Raw genomic sequence first — 13327 nt, 5'->3', positions numbered from 1 at the left:
GCAGTCACATGATTCGGCCCGCCCCCGACAAGGACGCGGGCACACTTGCTTCGGCTGCTGCGCCGCAACCAAGCTCCCCACGCGCGGAGTTGGACCGCAGGCGAGTTCGACGTCGCACACGAACCGAGGGGACCGCAATGCCCGACGAGCAGGCTGAGCCCATACGCGCATCGCAGGAGGTCAGCCCCGCCCGCGTCCTGGCGCTGTGCAGCGGCGCGAGCTTCATGGCCTTCCTCGACCTCTCGATCATCAGCATCGCCTTCCCCGACATCCTGGCCGACTTCCCGAGCACGTCGCTCAACACCATGACGTGGGTCCTCAGCGGCTATACGATCCTGCTCGCGGCCGTGCTCACGCCCGCCGGGAGGATCGCCGACAGCGTGGGCCGGCGCACCGTCTTCCTCTGGTCCCTCGCCGCCTTCACCGCCGCCTCCCTCGTCTGCGCCGTGGCCCCGTCCATCTGGTGGCTCATCGCGGCGCGCGTCGTGCAGGGCGCGGCGGCCGGCGGCATGATCCCGGCCGCCCTCGGCCTGATCCTCGCGACGACGCCGCGCGAACGCATCGCCCGCGCAGTCGGCACCTGGTCGGCAGTGGCCGGCTTCTCCGCCGTCATCGGACCGGCCGCCGGCGGCCTGTTGCTGCGCGCCTTCGGCTGGCGCTCGGTGTTCTACATCAACCTGCCGCTGTGCGGCGCGATGCTGATCGCCGCCGTGGTGATGCTGCCGAAGCAGCGCTGGCGCGGGACCGGCGACCGGCTGCCGGACGCGGTGGGCAGCGTCGCGCTCGCGCTCGGCATCGGTGGCGTGGTCAGCGCGCTCACCGAGGGAGACACCTGGGGCTGGACGGACGCCCGCACCATCGGGCTCGGCGTCGTCGGCCTCGCGCTGGTCGGCGTGACCGTGCTGCGCTCGCGCACCCATCCGGCGCCGGCCCTGGAGATGACGGTCTGGCGCAGCCCCGTCTTCCGCACCGCCAACCTCGGCCTCGGCCTGCTCAACATGACCATGTTCGCCTGGATGCTGGCCGCTCCGCTGTTCGCGGCCGACATCTGGCACTGGTCGGTCCTCACGACGGCCGGCGCCCTGAGTGTCGGGGCCGTCTCCTCGATGGCCGGCTCCCTGGCCGCCGGCCGGCTCAGCCGGCCCACGATCCAGGTGAAGGTGGCCGTCCTCGGCGCCCTGTCCTTCACCGGCAGCAACGCCATCTGGGCGTCGAGTCTCTTCGGCGCCACCCCCAACTTCCTGGGCGGCTGGCTGCCCGCGTCGATCCTGGGCGGTGGCGGTCTCGGCCTCGCCATCACCTGTCTGTCCTCGCTCGCGGCCGGGACGGTGCCGCCGGCCAAGTTCGCCGGCGGGCTCGGCATGACGCTGACGGTGCGCCAGGTCGGCGGTTCGGTCGGCGTCGCCGGGTTCGCCTCGATCATGGCGTCGGGCTCGGCCCCCGGCGGCATCCCGTCCTTCCACCACGTCTACGACGCCGCGATGGTCGTGAACATCCTGTGCGCGGCGGTGGTGTGCACGATGCTCATCGTGCTGCGGCCGAAGCCCGCGCCTGCGGGCTCGACCCCGACCCCGGCCCCGCAGGACAGCGGGGCCACGCCCGCCCCGTAACCGTCGAGTGGGGCGGAGTGCGACGCCGAGAGCCCCCAACGTCCCTGACGGATCAGGGGAGTTGGGGGCTCCGGTGTGTCGGGATCGCGAAGTCCGGTCCGTCAGGCGGACGGCACGCGGATCAAGCGGTCGCGGGTCAGGCGGACGGCACGCGGGTCAGGCGGACGGCACGCGGATCAGGAGGGCGTCGCCCTGCCCGCCGCCACCGCACAGCGCCGCCGCGCCGAGACCGCCGCCGCGCCGGCGCAGCTCGTACGCCAGGTGCACGACGAGCCGGGCGCCGGAAGCACCGATCGGGTGGCCGAGCGCGATGGCGCCGCCGTCGACGTTGACGATGTCCGGGCTGAGGCCCAGCTGCTCGGTGGAGACGATGCCCACGGCGGAGAACGCCTCGTTGATCTCCACCAGGTCCAGGTCGGACACCTCAAGCTTGGCCTTGGCCAGCGCCGCCCTGATCGCGTTCGACGGCTGCTCGTGCAGGCTCGCGTCCGGCCCCGCCACCACGCCGTGGGCGCCGATCTCGGCGATCCAGGGCAGACCCAGCTCCTCGGCCTTGGCCCGGCTCGCCACGACCACGGCGGCCGCGCCGTCGGAGATCTGGGAGGCGGTGCCCGCCGTGATGGTGCCGTCGGCGGCGTAGACGGGGCGCAGCTTCGCCAGGACCTCCGTGGTGGTGTCCGGGCGCACCCCCTCGTCGGCGTCGCACACCACGGGGTCGCCCTTGCGCTGGGGGACCGTGACCGGCGCCATCTCCTCGGCGAAGCGCCCCGCGGCGGCCGCCGCGGCGGCCCGCTGGTGCGAGGCCGCGGCGAAGGCGTCCTGCTTCTCGCGGGTCACCCCGGGGTAGCGGCTGTTGTACTTCTCGGTCGAGACGCCCATGCCCACCTGGTCGAACGGGCAGAACAGACCGTCGTGGATCATGTGGTCGATCATCTGCACGTCGCCGGCCTTGAAGCCCGCACGCGAGTGGGGAAGCACGTGCGGCGCCTGCGACATGGACTCCTGGCCGCCCGCCACCACCAGGTCGAACTCGCCGGCCCTGATCAGCTGGTCGGCCAGGGCGATGGAGTCGATCCCCGAGAGGCACACCTTGTTGACGGTCAGCGCCGGGACGCTCATCGGGATGCCGGCGCCCACGGCGGCCTGGCGGGCCGGGATCTGGCCGGCGCCCGCCGTCAGCACCTGCCCCATGATCGTGTACTCCACCTGCTCGGGTGCCACCCCGGCCCGCTCCAGGGCCGCCTTGATCGCGACGGCTCCGAGCTGAGCACCGGAGAAGTCCTTCAGAGCCCCGAGCAGGCGACCGGTGGGGGTGCGGGCCCCAGCGAGGATGACGGAACCGGACACGATGTCCTCCGAGGGTAGGAGTTGTGGACCACAACACGGCTACATTACCCACGAGTTGGGCCCGTGAAGTGCGCCGCTCGAGGGTGTGAGCGAGGGCACAGCCGGGCGGGCGGGCGGCCCGCCCGGCCGGTCACCGCTCAGTGGTCGAAGTAGCTGACGTCCCCCATGCTCCAGGCGCTGACGTCCTCGATCGCCACGCGGTACATCCCGCCCGTCTCCGGGATCCCCACCGGTCCCTGGAGGATCCGCGCCACGTGGAAGTGCAGATACCGGGGCGGTCCTTCCTGGTTCGGGGGGCCGGTGAAGACGGCGGAGAAGTCACCGAGGGCGTCGGAGTCCGCAAGCACCTCCGACACGCGCTGGCGCCAGACGGCTTCGGGGGCCAGCCGCCCCGTGAGGACGGCGCCACCGGCGACCACGGTCAAGGACATCTGATTGCTGTGCCCGGACTCCACCAGAGCGGCGACGTCAACAAGCAGTTCGTCAGGCTTCGACATGGCAAGGGATTCTAGTCGTCGCCTCCCCGGCGGGCCCCGGCGGCGGCACCGGACCCGAGCGCGGCCGCACCCACTGAGTCGACGGCCACGCACCGTGTCCATCCGGCGACACCATGTAGTGCAAGGCGCCCATACGTGTGACTGCCCGGTTTGTCGGGTATCGCGCTGGTACGGAAGTGAGTCCTGAGCCCCTGGGGAGCTGTGCATGCCCACCACTGACGCGATCGTGATGCTGCGGGAAGGCCACAAGGAGATCAGGCGGCTGATCCGCTCCTACCGCGCCTGCCAGGACCCCGACGTGGTCCGCCGACTCGTGCGGGTGCAGGCGGTGTACGCGTACATCGAGTGCGAGGGCATGTACCCCCGGGTGTCCGTCCTCGCTCCCGAGACCGAGCGGACCATCCTCACCCTGCGCGAGGAGCACCACATCATCGAAGTGCTCGCGGCGGAGCTGCATGAGATGCGCCCCGAGGACATCGCCTTCGACGCCAAGGCCCGTCTCATGATGGACCTGGTGGAACGGCACATGGACGCCGAGGACGAGGCGTGGTTCCCGCACGTCAGGAGCGTCGTGGGGCGCAAGGAGCTGCGGGAGATCGGCGCGTGGATGGCGATGCTCGCCGAACGGGCGCCGCAGCGGCCGCAGCGCCCGAGCCGGCGCGGCGAGTGGGACACGGTGGCCGCGTGAATTCCCGTCCGCCCCCGAAGGGCCGGCGGGCGCGGGGGGCCGAGCAGAGCGAAAGGAGCGGGATGGCACCCGCGCGTCATGACCTGGACCGGGCCTGGGAGGCGGCGACGAGCCCCGACGACGTGCCCGAGTGGGCCCCGTCGGCCGAGCCGGAGTTCCTGGACGTGTACGCGCCCGCCGGCTCCGCCGCATGGGTCCCCGGCACCCGGCGACCCGTCCTGTGGCGGCTGCGTTTTCCGGGGCACGAGCATCCCTCGGTCAGCCTCAAGCTGGTCACCGCGTGCCAATGGCGCGGCGCCGTCTCGCAGTTGGCCGCCGAGGTCGACGCGCACCGAGGCGGTACGACCGTGACCGTGCCGCACGTGCCCCGGGGGACGTACTGGATCCAGGCGTCCTGCGGCGCCCGGCTCCTTGCCACCTCCCGCCCCTTCGCCATCGCCTCCGCATCGGACGGGCAGGCGTCAACGCGCCTGCGGGCGCATGGAGTTGGTCGGCGCGGGCGACCCACCCGGTAGGTTGGCGGCCGAACCGACCCGGCGAAGGCCCCGGTACCGGACCCACCGGCCGGGTGTCGCCGGGGCCATCGTGGGAGCCCGTCATCTTCGCCGCCGTCATCCTCTCGTCCCTCGCCGCCTGCGTCCTCCTCGTCGCCAAGGCCCTCCACCTCCTCGCGACCCGCAGGGTGGCGTACGCGCGGACCCGCTCCGGCCGCTTCGGTGAGGCGGCGGTGCTGTGCCTGTGCGTGGGGGCGATCGCCGTCGCCGTGGGGGACATGAGCGGGTTCGACACCCGGCCCACCCGGCCCTGCGCCGCAGCCCGCGCCGAGCGGGACGGCGCGCTCTCCTACCGGGACGGCGCGAACGCGGGCATCACCATCGAATCCCGGGCCTTCCTCCCCTCGACGGTGTGCCGCTGGCCCGACGGCGGCACGGTCGAACTGGTCCCGTCCTGGGTCGCCCCGCTGACCCTGCTCTCCCTGGCAGGAGCGGCCCTCTGCGCGGTGTGCGGCGTCCGTCCCCCGCCGCCCGCGTCTCGCTCCTGAACGGGCCGGGCGGCCCAACTGGGCGCGCATGGGGCGCGGTTCACGAAGGGATCATCGCGCGGACGGGGGTAGGGGAGACGCGTACCTCTGAGCCGCCGGGCCCCTCGGCCCCCTCAGGACGGAGCTGACGATGCGCAAGTCGCTCGGCGGAGCCGTGGGCACCTTCCTCGCGCTCTCCACCATTCTCGGCAGCGGCATGATGATCCTTCCCGGCACCAGCTACCAGCAGCTGGGCCGTTCGGCCTGGCTGGCCTGGGCGGTCGCGGCGGTGTCGGTGATCCCGCTCCTGTACTGCTACGCGTGGCTCGGCCGGCGCCACCCCTCGGCCTCCGGGGTGGCCCGCTACGGCGAGGTCGCCTTCGGGGCGACGACGGGACGGTCGGCCGGGCTGCTCGCCACGCTCGCGCTGGTGGCCGGGATCCCGGCCACCGCCATCACCGGTGGGCGTTACGTCGCGCAATTCTCCGGCGTTCCGAGCCTGGCGTGGGTCTTCCCCGTCGCCGTCCTGGCCGTGGCCACGGTCATCGGATGCCGGGGCGCGGACGTCTCGGGCCGGGTCCAAGTGGTCCTCGTGCTGGCCCTGTTCACCCTGGTGACGTGCACCGCCCTGGCCGCCCTCGGTGTGCACGGCGTACGGGCGCCGAGCGCGGCCGTGCCGGCGCCCGGCGAGCTGGGCGGCGTCCTGACCGCCGTCTACGTCGCGTTCACCGGCTGGGAGACCGTGGCCTTCACCTTCGAGGAACACAAGCGCCCCGACGTCATCCCGCGTGTCTTCGCCGCCTCCTACGTGATCGTGGTGGCGCTGTACGGCCTCGTGCTGCTCGGTCTGTTCAGCGCGGTGGACCCCACCGACAAGGCGCTCGACCGGGCCCCGCTCCTGCTCCTCGCCGAACGCTCGCTCGGCGACCTCGGCAGGCCCGTGACGCTCGCCCTGGTCGTGGCCGCCATCGCCGCCAACGTGTGCGCCTCCGTACTCGCCCTGTCCCGGCTCGTGTTCGGCATGGCACGCAGCGGCTACCTCCCCGGCACCCTGAACCGCGTACGGGACCGCGACGGCAATCCGGTCACGGCCGTCGTGGCGGTGGGCGCGGTCCTGACGGTGATCGCGTTCCTCGGCGCGGCCGGGATCATGTCGTTCCAGTCGCTCTTCGTCCTGTCCGGCGGGATCTACTTCGTCCTGTACGGGCTGGGCGCGGCGGCGTACACCAAACTGGCCGGGCAGGGGCCGCCCCGGGTCGTCGCCGTGCTGTGCGCGGTCACGGTGGTCGCGGTGACCGTGCTGGCGGGGCCGCCCCTGTGGATGTGCTGGGCCCTGTTCGCCGTCGTCCTGCTGGTGACCGCCGCCGTGACCCGGCTGCGGGCGCGACGGGCGCACGGCGCGGAGGAGAGCGCCGGCTGAGCCGAAACCCCGGTGCGCCCGGCCCTGCCGCTCTGCGAGCATGTCCGGATGGTCCACCCCCTTGAATCCCTGGTCGTCCGGCACACCCGGCGTCTTCCCGTCCCCTCCGGCCCCCTCGGGGACGGGGCCGCCGCGGCGCGGCAGTTCGACGTGGCGTTGATGTCCGTCGGCTTCAAGCTCTCGGCGGACCTGCTGCGACACCTGGCGGCGCTGTCCGAGGAGACGGTCCTCGACATCGCGGGGCGGACGCTGGACACGGTCCGGGCGATGACCGGTGACCACGTCCGGCACAACACGTACTTCATCGACTTCCCGGACAAGGTGCCGGACACCCATGAGTTCTGGCAGCGGTGCGTCGCGCAGGCACTCGCCGACGACACCACACGCGAGGCCACGCTCGGTCAACTCCGCGCCGGGGCCGTCGACTTGCTGACGCTGCCCTCGTACGGCACGTACCAGCACACGTACGCCGACCTGCTCGCCGCGCACGACGAGCTGATCGCCTCGGCGGGGGACCGTGTGACGGTGCTGCGTCTGGGCGGCGCTCCGCAGGAGGAGGTCGGCGCCCTGTACCTGGCCCTGGCCACGAGCACCACGCCGCTGGGCGACGAGGACCTGCTCGACCTGGGCGTGCTCGCCCGGCACTGCGTGGACGGCCCCCAGCCCGGGACGATCGCCGTGCGGGAGAACCGCGCCGTGATCAACCGGGCCCGTATCGAAGCCGGCGCCGAACTCCTTCTCGACACGGTGACCGATGTGCTGCGCCTGGCGTGCGCGCTGTCCGACGGTGACGTGACGCTCACCACGCCGACGCGTCTGCGCTCACCCTCGCGGCGCGTGCGGCGCGCCCTGCTCGCGGGCCTCGACGCCGTCGTCGCGTCGTCCCGGGCCAAGCTGGCCGATGTGGCCGCGCACCGGGAGGCGTTCAAGCGGCTCGGTGAGCGTCTGCACGCGCACGAGTACCGGGCGCGCTGGCCGCACGCCGCCGACGTGTTCGCCGTCGCCCGGGGCGAGTCGCGCGTCTCCGGTATCGACGGCCGGGTCGAGGAACTGCTCGCGGCGGGCGATGTCACCGGGGCCGCACGGCTGCTCACGGCCGCGCCCGGCAAACTGTTCCGCTCCCTCGACCGGCTGCTGCGGGTCTGCGCCACCCAGGACGAGCGCGACGCGGTGGCCGAGGCCGCCGAGCGGGTCGCCCCGCAGGTGGCGGGGCGAGTTCTGCTGTCCGTGCGCGAGCACCTGCACAACCGTGGTGGGCAGCACGCGGACGGCAGGAGCCGGGTGTTCGTCAACCGGCGCGGGCAGGCGTGGGTGACCGAGGACACCCGGGCCGCTGTGCCCGCCGCCGAACGCGACCGCCTGGCCCGTGCCCTGGACGCCGAACTGAGCCGGCGTCTGCCGCAGCCGGGCCATCTCCTGATCGACCCGGCCGCCCTGGACGTCGCGCTCCCGTTGAGCGGCAGGGCGACGACGGCCGGCCTCGGCGTGCTGCCCCGGGGCTCCCTCTCCCCGGTCAGCGGCGAGTTGCTGCGGTTCTTCGTGTACTGGAAGCAGGCCCACCACACCACGGACTACGACCTCTCGGCCCTGCTCCTGGACGCCGAGTACCAGACCGTGGCGTGGCTCTCCTACACCGCGCTCACCGAGCTCGAAGGCACACACTCCGGTGACATCACCGCCGCGCCCGACGGCGCGTCGGAGTTCATCGATCTGCGTTTGGGCGCCGCGCGCGGCACCTACATCGTCCCGCAGGTCAACATCTTCGCGGGCGAGGGTTTCGAGGAGACCGAGGAGTCGTTCTTCGGCTTCATGACACGCGACGGCGACCAGGGTGGGCGCCCCTTCGAGCCCCGCACGGTGCGCGCGAAGTCGGACCTGCGCGGCCCGGGCCGGGTGGCGTTGCCGCTGGCGTTCATACGGGACGCCGACGGCGGCTGGCACGCCAAGTGGCTGCACCTGTACCTCAGGGGAAACCCGAGCGCCAACCGGGTCGAGGCGAACCGGGTGTCGGTGGCGACCCTGCTGCGGGGCATCGTCGAGCGCCGACCGCTGACCGTCCGCCACCTCACGGACCTGCTGGCCGACCGCGCCACCGCCACGACCCTGTGGGACGGCACCACGCCGCCATCCGAACCAGTCACCTACATCGGCCTGGAACGCCCGGACGGCCTCCACCCGGACTCCCGCGTCTTCACACCGGAAAACCTGCGCGACATGATCCCGGCCTGACTGTTAACGTGAGCCACGGCGAGGCCATGGAGGGGCTTCCTTCTCCTCTTGCAATGAACTAGTCCCTCCGCTTTCCTCGCCCGCACGACAACACGCCGGATGCCACCAGGCACCCGGCGTCGTCGCGTAGGGGGACCGGAGCGGGAGTCCGAGCCACACTGCGCTGTGCCGGCTACGGGAGTGTGTGGCCCGCGGCGCGGAAGAGGCGGTACCACTCCTCGCGGGTGAGGGGGAGGTCCGAGCCCGCCGCGGACTGCGCGACCCGGGCCGGGTTGGTGGTGCCGAGCACCACCTGCATGTTCGCCGGGTGACGCGTGATCCACGCGACGGCGATGCCTGTCGGTGTCACCCCGTACTTCGCGGCCAGTTCGTCCAGGACCAGGTTGAGCTCCGGGTAGTTGTCCCGGTCGCCGATGAAGACCCCGTCGAAGAAGCCCTTCTGGAACGGTGACCATGCCTGGAGCGTGATGCCGTGGAGCCGCGCGTAGTCAAGGAGACCGTGGTCGCGGTCGATGGACTGGTCGAGACCGCCCATGTTCGCCGCGACCCCCGAGGCGATCAACGGGCAGTGTGTGATGCTCAGTTGAACCTGGTTGGCCACCAGCGGACGGCTGACGGCCGTCTTGAGCAGTTCGATCTGGCCGGGTGTGTGGTTGGAGACGCCGAAGTTGACGACCTTGCCGGCCGCGTGCAGTTCGTCGAAGGCCGCTGCCACCTCCTCGGGCTCCACGAGGGTGTCGGGGCGGTGCAGGAGCAGCACATCGAGGTAGTCGGTGCCGAGGGCGGCAAGCGACTCCTCGGCGGTCCGCACGATGTGCTCCTTGGAGAAGTCGAAGAACCCGGGCCGGATGCCGACCTTGCTCTGGATGACGATCGACTCGCGTTCGGCGGGGGAGAGCGTGAGGGCCCCGCCGAAGCGCTCCTCGCACGCGTGGCGCGTGGGTCCGTAGATGTCGGCGTGGTCGAAGGTGTTGATCCCGGCGTCCCGCGCACTGCCGTACAGGGTGCGGATGTCCTCGTCCTCAAGTCCGGCGATGCGCATCAGGCCCAGGACGACATTGGAGGCCCGCAGCTCGGTCTGGGGGAAGGCGATGGTCTTCATGGGCCCATCCTCTCCGACTCCGCGCGCCGCCACCCCCCGAGGCGTGCCGGCAAGTCCCGCGCGCGGTGCGGCACCGACGTTCCGTGGCCGCCCGGCCCTGCCCCGCCCCGCCGCGCGGACGTCTCGTAAAGTTGCCGGGATGACATCACAGCACGTCCACGGTCTCGGTCCGCGCGAGTACGGCGAGGGCGAGGAACACCTCGGCGGGCAGAGCGTCGAGGAGCTGCTGGGCGGCGCGCACCCCCGGCTGCTGTCCGTGGATTCGGTCACCCCCGAGCTGGCCGGCGTGCTCACCTACGCGCGGATGGTGACGGACGGCCTCGTCTTCGTCTACGCCCTGGACCTGCCGGACGCCGTACGCGTCCTGACCGACCCGGACGTCCAACGGGTGGATCCCCAGACGCTGGGCGCGGCGGCGTACCGGAACTTGATGGCTGTCCCCGCCGAACACGAGGAAGTGGCCGTGGAGTCGGGGGCGGTGCTGCACTCCGTCCATGGTGACTCGCACTTCGTCGCGAGCAAGGTCCTCTACCTGCCGGAGACCGTCCGCGACCTCACCGGCGACCCGCTCCCCGACGAGGGCGCACTGGTGGCGATGCCGAGCCGGCACCATTTCGTCTACCACCCCCTGGCCGACGGATCCGTGGTCGACGCCCTCAACAGCCTGGCCGCGTACGCCCTCGGCGCGTACGAGGACAGCGGCGAGGCCGCGCTTTCGCCACGGGTCCACTGGTGGCACCGGGGCCGCATGGTCTCGCTCTCCAGGATCGATCACGACGCGCGGACGTTCTCCCTCGATCCGCCGGAGCACCTGCTCGCCGTGATGACGGGTCTGCTCCGCCTGGACCGCTCAGGACGCCTCGCCACCCGCGCGTCGGCCCGGGCGATGCCGCCATCGAGCGCCGAACTGGCCCGTACGACAACCCAGTTGATCGCGGATCTGGGGCAGGACGAGGCGCGGCCCGGTGAGGCGTTCGGCGCGGCCATGGCCCTGGCGCTCACCCAGTGCGCGGCCGACCCGCACGCGGCGCTCCCGGAGACCTGGAACGCCTGGGCCACTTCGGTGCGGCTGGGATCCGCGTGGTTCACCGGCGCGCAAGCGCAGGAGTGCCACCTCGGCGAAGACCTCGTCGCGCCGCTGCCCGCCCTGCCCGCCGAACCGCCCGCTGACGCCAGGGCCTGGCTCGACGCCCTGTATCTGGCGCTGGTGTGCCGCCAGTGGGAGCGGATCGGCCGCCTGTGTCACGTGCCCCTCGATAGGCTGCGTGAGGACGACTCGGTGGACGAGTACGTCCTGCACTGGGTCGACACCCTGCAATCGTTCTTCTCGGGCCGGCCCATGGACGACACGGTGGGCAGACTGCTCGACACCATGCGGGCCGCCGCGCCGGACGCGGTGACGCACGCGCCGATGGACTATGTGCACCGGATCGACTACGCGCCCGTCGCCCTCTTCCACGCCGTCATCGCGGCCGACCACGACGCGTTCACCCGGACGCTCGCCGAAGCCGTCGAACAGCACGCCGCCCACTGGGGCGACTCCAGGGCGCCGCGCGCGGTGGTGGCACTCGGCCCGCTCGCGATGGCGAGCCTCGCCCACGACTACGACTTCCCGCTCGCCCCCGGCCTGCCGTACCTGCCCACGTACCTGCTCAACCGGGAACGGGTCGAGGACATCCTGTGAGCGGGCCGCGCCCGGCGGCCGGCGCGGCCCGACCGCTCCGGCTCGTCCGGCGCCCACGAAACCCAGAGGGTCAGACCTCGCTGAACTCCCGTTCGGCCACGGCGCGCAGCTGCTTCTTGTCGGGCTTGCCGGCGTCGGTCAACGGCAGCGCGTCGACGAAGGTGATGGCGGCGGGCTCGTACATCGCGCCGCGTTGCGCACGGACAAGATCGCGCAGCTGCCGCGCGTCGAGGGCGCTGCCGGGCACCGGGACCACCGCGGCGTGCACCCGCTCCATGCGGTCGGCGTCCCGGACCCCGAAGACGGCGCTCTGCTGGACCTCGGGATGCGAGTTGAGCAGGTCCTCGAGCTCGGTGGTGTACACATGGCCGCCGACCACCACGATCATGTCCTTGATGCGGTCGACGACCGTCAAGTACCCCTCGGGGTCGAGGAATCCGATGTCCCCGGTGTGCAGCCAGCCGTCCCGCAGCACCCGCGCGGTCAGCTCGGGCTGCTTCCAGTACTCCTTCATCAGCATGGCGGAGCGTACGCAGATCTCGCCGTGCTCACCCACCGGGAGGTCGCGGCCGCTCTCGTCGCGGATGGCCACCTCGACCCCGGGCAGCACCTTGCCCGCCGAGCGCAGCCGGTCCGGGCGATCGAGGTCGTGGTCCTCGGGCGTGAGCAGACTGATGCCGCCGGCCTCGTTCTGGCCGTAGAACTGCACGAGCACCGGGCCGAAGCGGCGAATGGCGTCGGCGATGCGGGCGGGGGAGGACTGGCAGCCCCCGTAGGAGATGCCGCGCAGGGACGACGTGTCGCGCACGGCCGAGTCGGGGTGGTCCATCAGCTGGTACAGCAGGGGCGGCAGCAAAAAGAGATGCGTGATGCGCTCGCGCTCGATGGCCTCGAGAACGGCGGCGGCGTCGAAGTCCTCGAGCAGGACGACGCATCCGCCGTCGCGCAGGACGGAGTCGGTGATCATTCCCGCGGCGTGCGCGAGGGTGGTGCACACCAGCAGCCTCGGGGGCTGCTCCTCGGAGTCCGCCGTCGTCTTCCGGAAGGCGCGGACCTGCTCATAGGTGGTGCAGATGCCCTTGGGGTGGCCGGTGGTGCCGCCCGTGTGGCGGATCGTGCACACGTCGTCGGGCCGCGCCGTGCTGACCACCGCCTCGGCCGGCTGCCCGGCCGCGAGCTCCAAAAGGTCCACGCCCACCGCGTCCACCGCGTCCGCCGCGCCCGGGGCCCCCGGCTTCACCGGGCCGAGCACGAGGACGGCCGGCACCGGCGCCAACGCGGTGATCTCGGCGGCCCGTTCCACGTGGCGGGGGTCGACGACCAAGGCACGGGTCTCCACGTCGCGCACGATGGCGGCCTGCGATTCGGCCGAAAGCTTGTTGTAGAGGTGGTTCACCCGGCACCCGATGAGATGGGCCGCGTACCGCACGGCGATGGTCTCCGGCAGGTTGCCGCACAGCAGCGTGACGGTCTGCCCCCGGTCGATGCCGTGCGCGCGCAGCGCCCGTGCCATGCGGTGGACGAGGTCGCGGAACTCGCCAGCCGTGACCCGGCGCCCCTGATGGAAGAGGACTTCCCGCCGGGGATCCGTCTCCAGCGCTTGAAGATTCTCCGTTACGTACGGACGGAAGGCCTGGGTCTGTGATGACATGGTGCATTCCTTCTGGCGCTGGGCACGCCGGTCACGCGGAGCGGCACGGGCCGCCTTAACTCTTGGTTGCTACAGGCA

At 72.2% G+C, this 13327-nt stretch carries 11 protein-coding genes; 7 read left to right on the top strand and 4 right to left on the bottom strand.

Annotated features, from left to right (window positions below; genetic code table 11):
• The first annotated feature begins 137 nt into the window (after positions 1-137).
• On the top strand, positions 138-1610 hold the full coding sequence (locus ACFYM2_RS10105; protein ID WP_388834955.1) for an MFS transporter: 1473 nt from the start codon (positions 138-140) through the stop codon (positions 1608-1610).
• A 156-nt stretch (positions 1611-1766) separates the two neighbouring features.
• On the opposite strand, the gene ACFYM2_RS10100 is transcribed toward ACFYM2_RS10105, so the two are convergent.
• On the bottom strand, positions 1767-2957 hold the full coding sequence (locus tag ACFYM2_RS10100; protein WP_358999019.1) for an acetyl-CoA C-acetyltransferase: 1191 nt from the start codon (positions 2955-2957) through the stop codon (positions 1767-1769).
• Between the two features lie 137 nt (positions 2958-3094).
• Positions 3095-3454, bottom strand: coding sequence for a hypothetical protein (locus ACFYM2_RS10095; protein WP_388459541.1), 360 nt, complete (start codon positions 3452-3454; stop codon positions 3095-3097).
• Positions 3455-3659: 205 nt separating this feature from the next.
• On the opposite strand from ACFYM2_RS10095, the gene ACFYM2_RS10090 reads away from it, so the two are divergent.
• The 5 genes from ACFYM2_RS10090 to ACFYM2_RS10070 all read left to right on the top strand — a co-directional run bounded on the left by ACFYM2_RS10090 (position 3660) and on the right by ACFYM2_RS10070 (position 8812).
• Positions 3660-4142: a hemerythrin domain-containing protein gene (locus ACFYM2_RS10090; protein WP_358999013.1), complete on the top strand. Its 483-nt coding sequence runs from the start codon at positions 3660-3662 to the stop codon at positions 4140-4142.
• A gap of 62 nt (positions 4143-4204) precedes the next feature.
• Positions 4205-4657: a hypothetical protein gene (locus ACFYM2_RS10085; RefSeq protein ID WP_388834952.1), complete on the top strand. Its 453-nt coding sequence runs from the start codon at positions 4205-4207 to the stop codon at positions 4655-4657.
• Positions 4658-4710: 53 nt separating this feature from the next.
• The gene (locus ACFYM2_RS10080; RefSeq protein WP_388834950.1) at positions 4711-5184 is read left to right on the top strand and encodes a hypothetical protein; all 474 of its coding nucleotides are present in this window, start codon (positions 4711-4713) and stop codon (positions 5182-5184) included.
• 130 nt (positions 5185-5314) lie between these two features.
• Complete coding sequence (locus ACFYM2_RS10075; RefSeq protein WP_388834947.1) at positions 5315-6583, top strand: APC family permease; 1269 nt, start codon at positions 5315-5317, stop codon at positions 6581-6583.
• Between the two features lie 48 nt (positions 6584-6631).
• The gene (locus ACFYM2_RS10070; protein WP_388834944.1) at positions 6632-8812 is read left to right on the top strand and encodes a hypothetical protein; all 2181 of its coding nucleotides are present in this window, start codon (positions 6632-6634) and stop codon (positions 8810-8812) included.
• 172 nt (positions 8813-8984) lie between these two features.
• Here the strand turns inward: ACFYM2_RS10070 and ACFYM2_RS10065 are convergent, their stop codons facing one another.
• The gene (locus tag ACFYM2_RS10065) at positions 8985-9914 is read right to left on the bottom strand and encodes an aldo/keto reductase family oxidoreductase (RefSeq protein ID WP_388834941.1); all 930 of its coding nucleotides are present in this window, start codon (positions 9912-9914) and stop codon (positions 8985-8987) included.
• A gap of 139 nt (positions 9915-10053) precedes the next feature.
• Here ACFYM2_RS10065 and ACFYM2_RS10060 point away from each other — a divergent pair, with 139 nt between their 5' ends.
• Complete coding sequence (locus ACFYM2_RS10060) at positions 10054-11598, top strand: immunity 49 family protein (RefSeq protein WP_388834938.1); 1545 nt, start codon at positions 10054-10056, stop codon at positions 11596-11598.
• Positions 11599-11668: 70 nt separating this feature from the next.
• Here the strand turns inward: ACFYM2_RS10060 and ACFYM2_RS10055 are convergent, their stop codons facing one another.
• A complete protein-coding gene (locus ACFYM2_RS10055) occupies positions 11669-13249 on the bottom strand; it encodes an AMP-binding protein (RefSeq protein WP_388834935.1) in 1581 nt (526 codons plus the stop codon).
• Between the last annotated feature and the right edge of the window lie 78 nt (positions 13250-13327).

Origin of the sequence: Streptomyces sp. NPDC006711 (assembly GCF_042869775.1) — a bacterium.
Taxonomy (GTDB): domain Bacteria; phylum Actinomycetota; class Actinomycetes; order Streptomycetales; family Streptomycetaceae; genus Streptomyces.
The sequence above is the reverse complement of the archived record's forward strand: the minus strand, read 5'-3'. Positions and strand labels throughout refer to the sequence as shown.

Bases quoted from the DNA above. Each gene is read 5' to 3' on its own strand.
- ACFYM2_RS10105 (WP_388834955.1), top strand. From the start codon at position 138: ATGCCCGACGAGCAGGCTGAGCCCATACGCGCATCGCAGGAGGTCAGC.
- ACFYM2_RS10095 (WP_388459541.1), bottom strand. From the start codon at position 3,454: ATGTCGAAGCCTGACGAACTGCTTGTTGACGTCGCCGCTCTGGTGGAG.
- ACFYM2_RS10090 (WP_358999013.1), top strand. From the start codon at position 3,660: ATGCCCACCACTGACGCGATCGTGATGCTGCGGGAAGGCCACAAGGAG.
- ACFYM2_RS10085 (WP_388834952.1), top strand. From the start codon at position 4,205: ATGGCACCCGCGCGTCATGACCTGGACCGGGCCTGGGAGGCGGCGACG.
- ACFYM2_RS10075 (WP_388834947.1), top strand. From the start codon at position 5,315: ATGCGCAAGTCGCTCGGCGGAGCCGTGGGCACCTTCCTCGCGCTCTCC.
- ACFYM2_RS10070 (WP_388834944.1), top strand. From the start codon at position 6,632: ATGGTCCACCCCCTTGAATCCCTGGTCGTCCGGCACACCCGGCGTCTT.
- ACFYM2_RS10065 (WP_388834941.1), bottom strand. From the start codon at position 9,914: ATGAAGACCATCGCCTTCCCCCAGACCGAGCTGCGGGCCTCCAATGTC.
- ACFYM2_RS10060 (WP_388834938.1), top strand. From the start codon at position 10,054: ATGACATCACAGCACGTCCACGGTCTCGGTCCGCGCGAGTACGGCGAG.
- ACFYM2_RS10055 (WP_388834935.1), bottom strand. From the start codon at position 13,249: ATGTCATCACAGACCCAGGCCTTCCGTCCGTACGTAACGGAGAATCTT.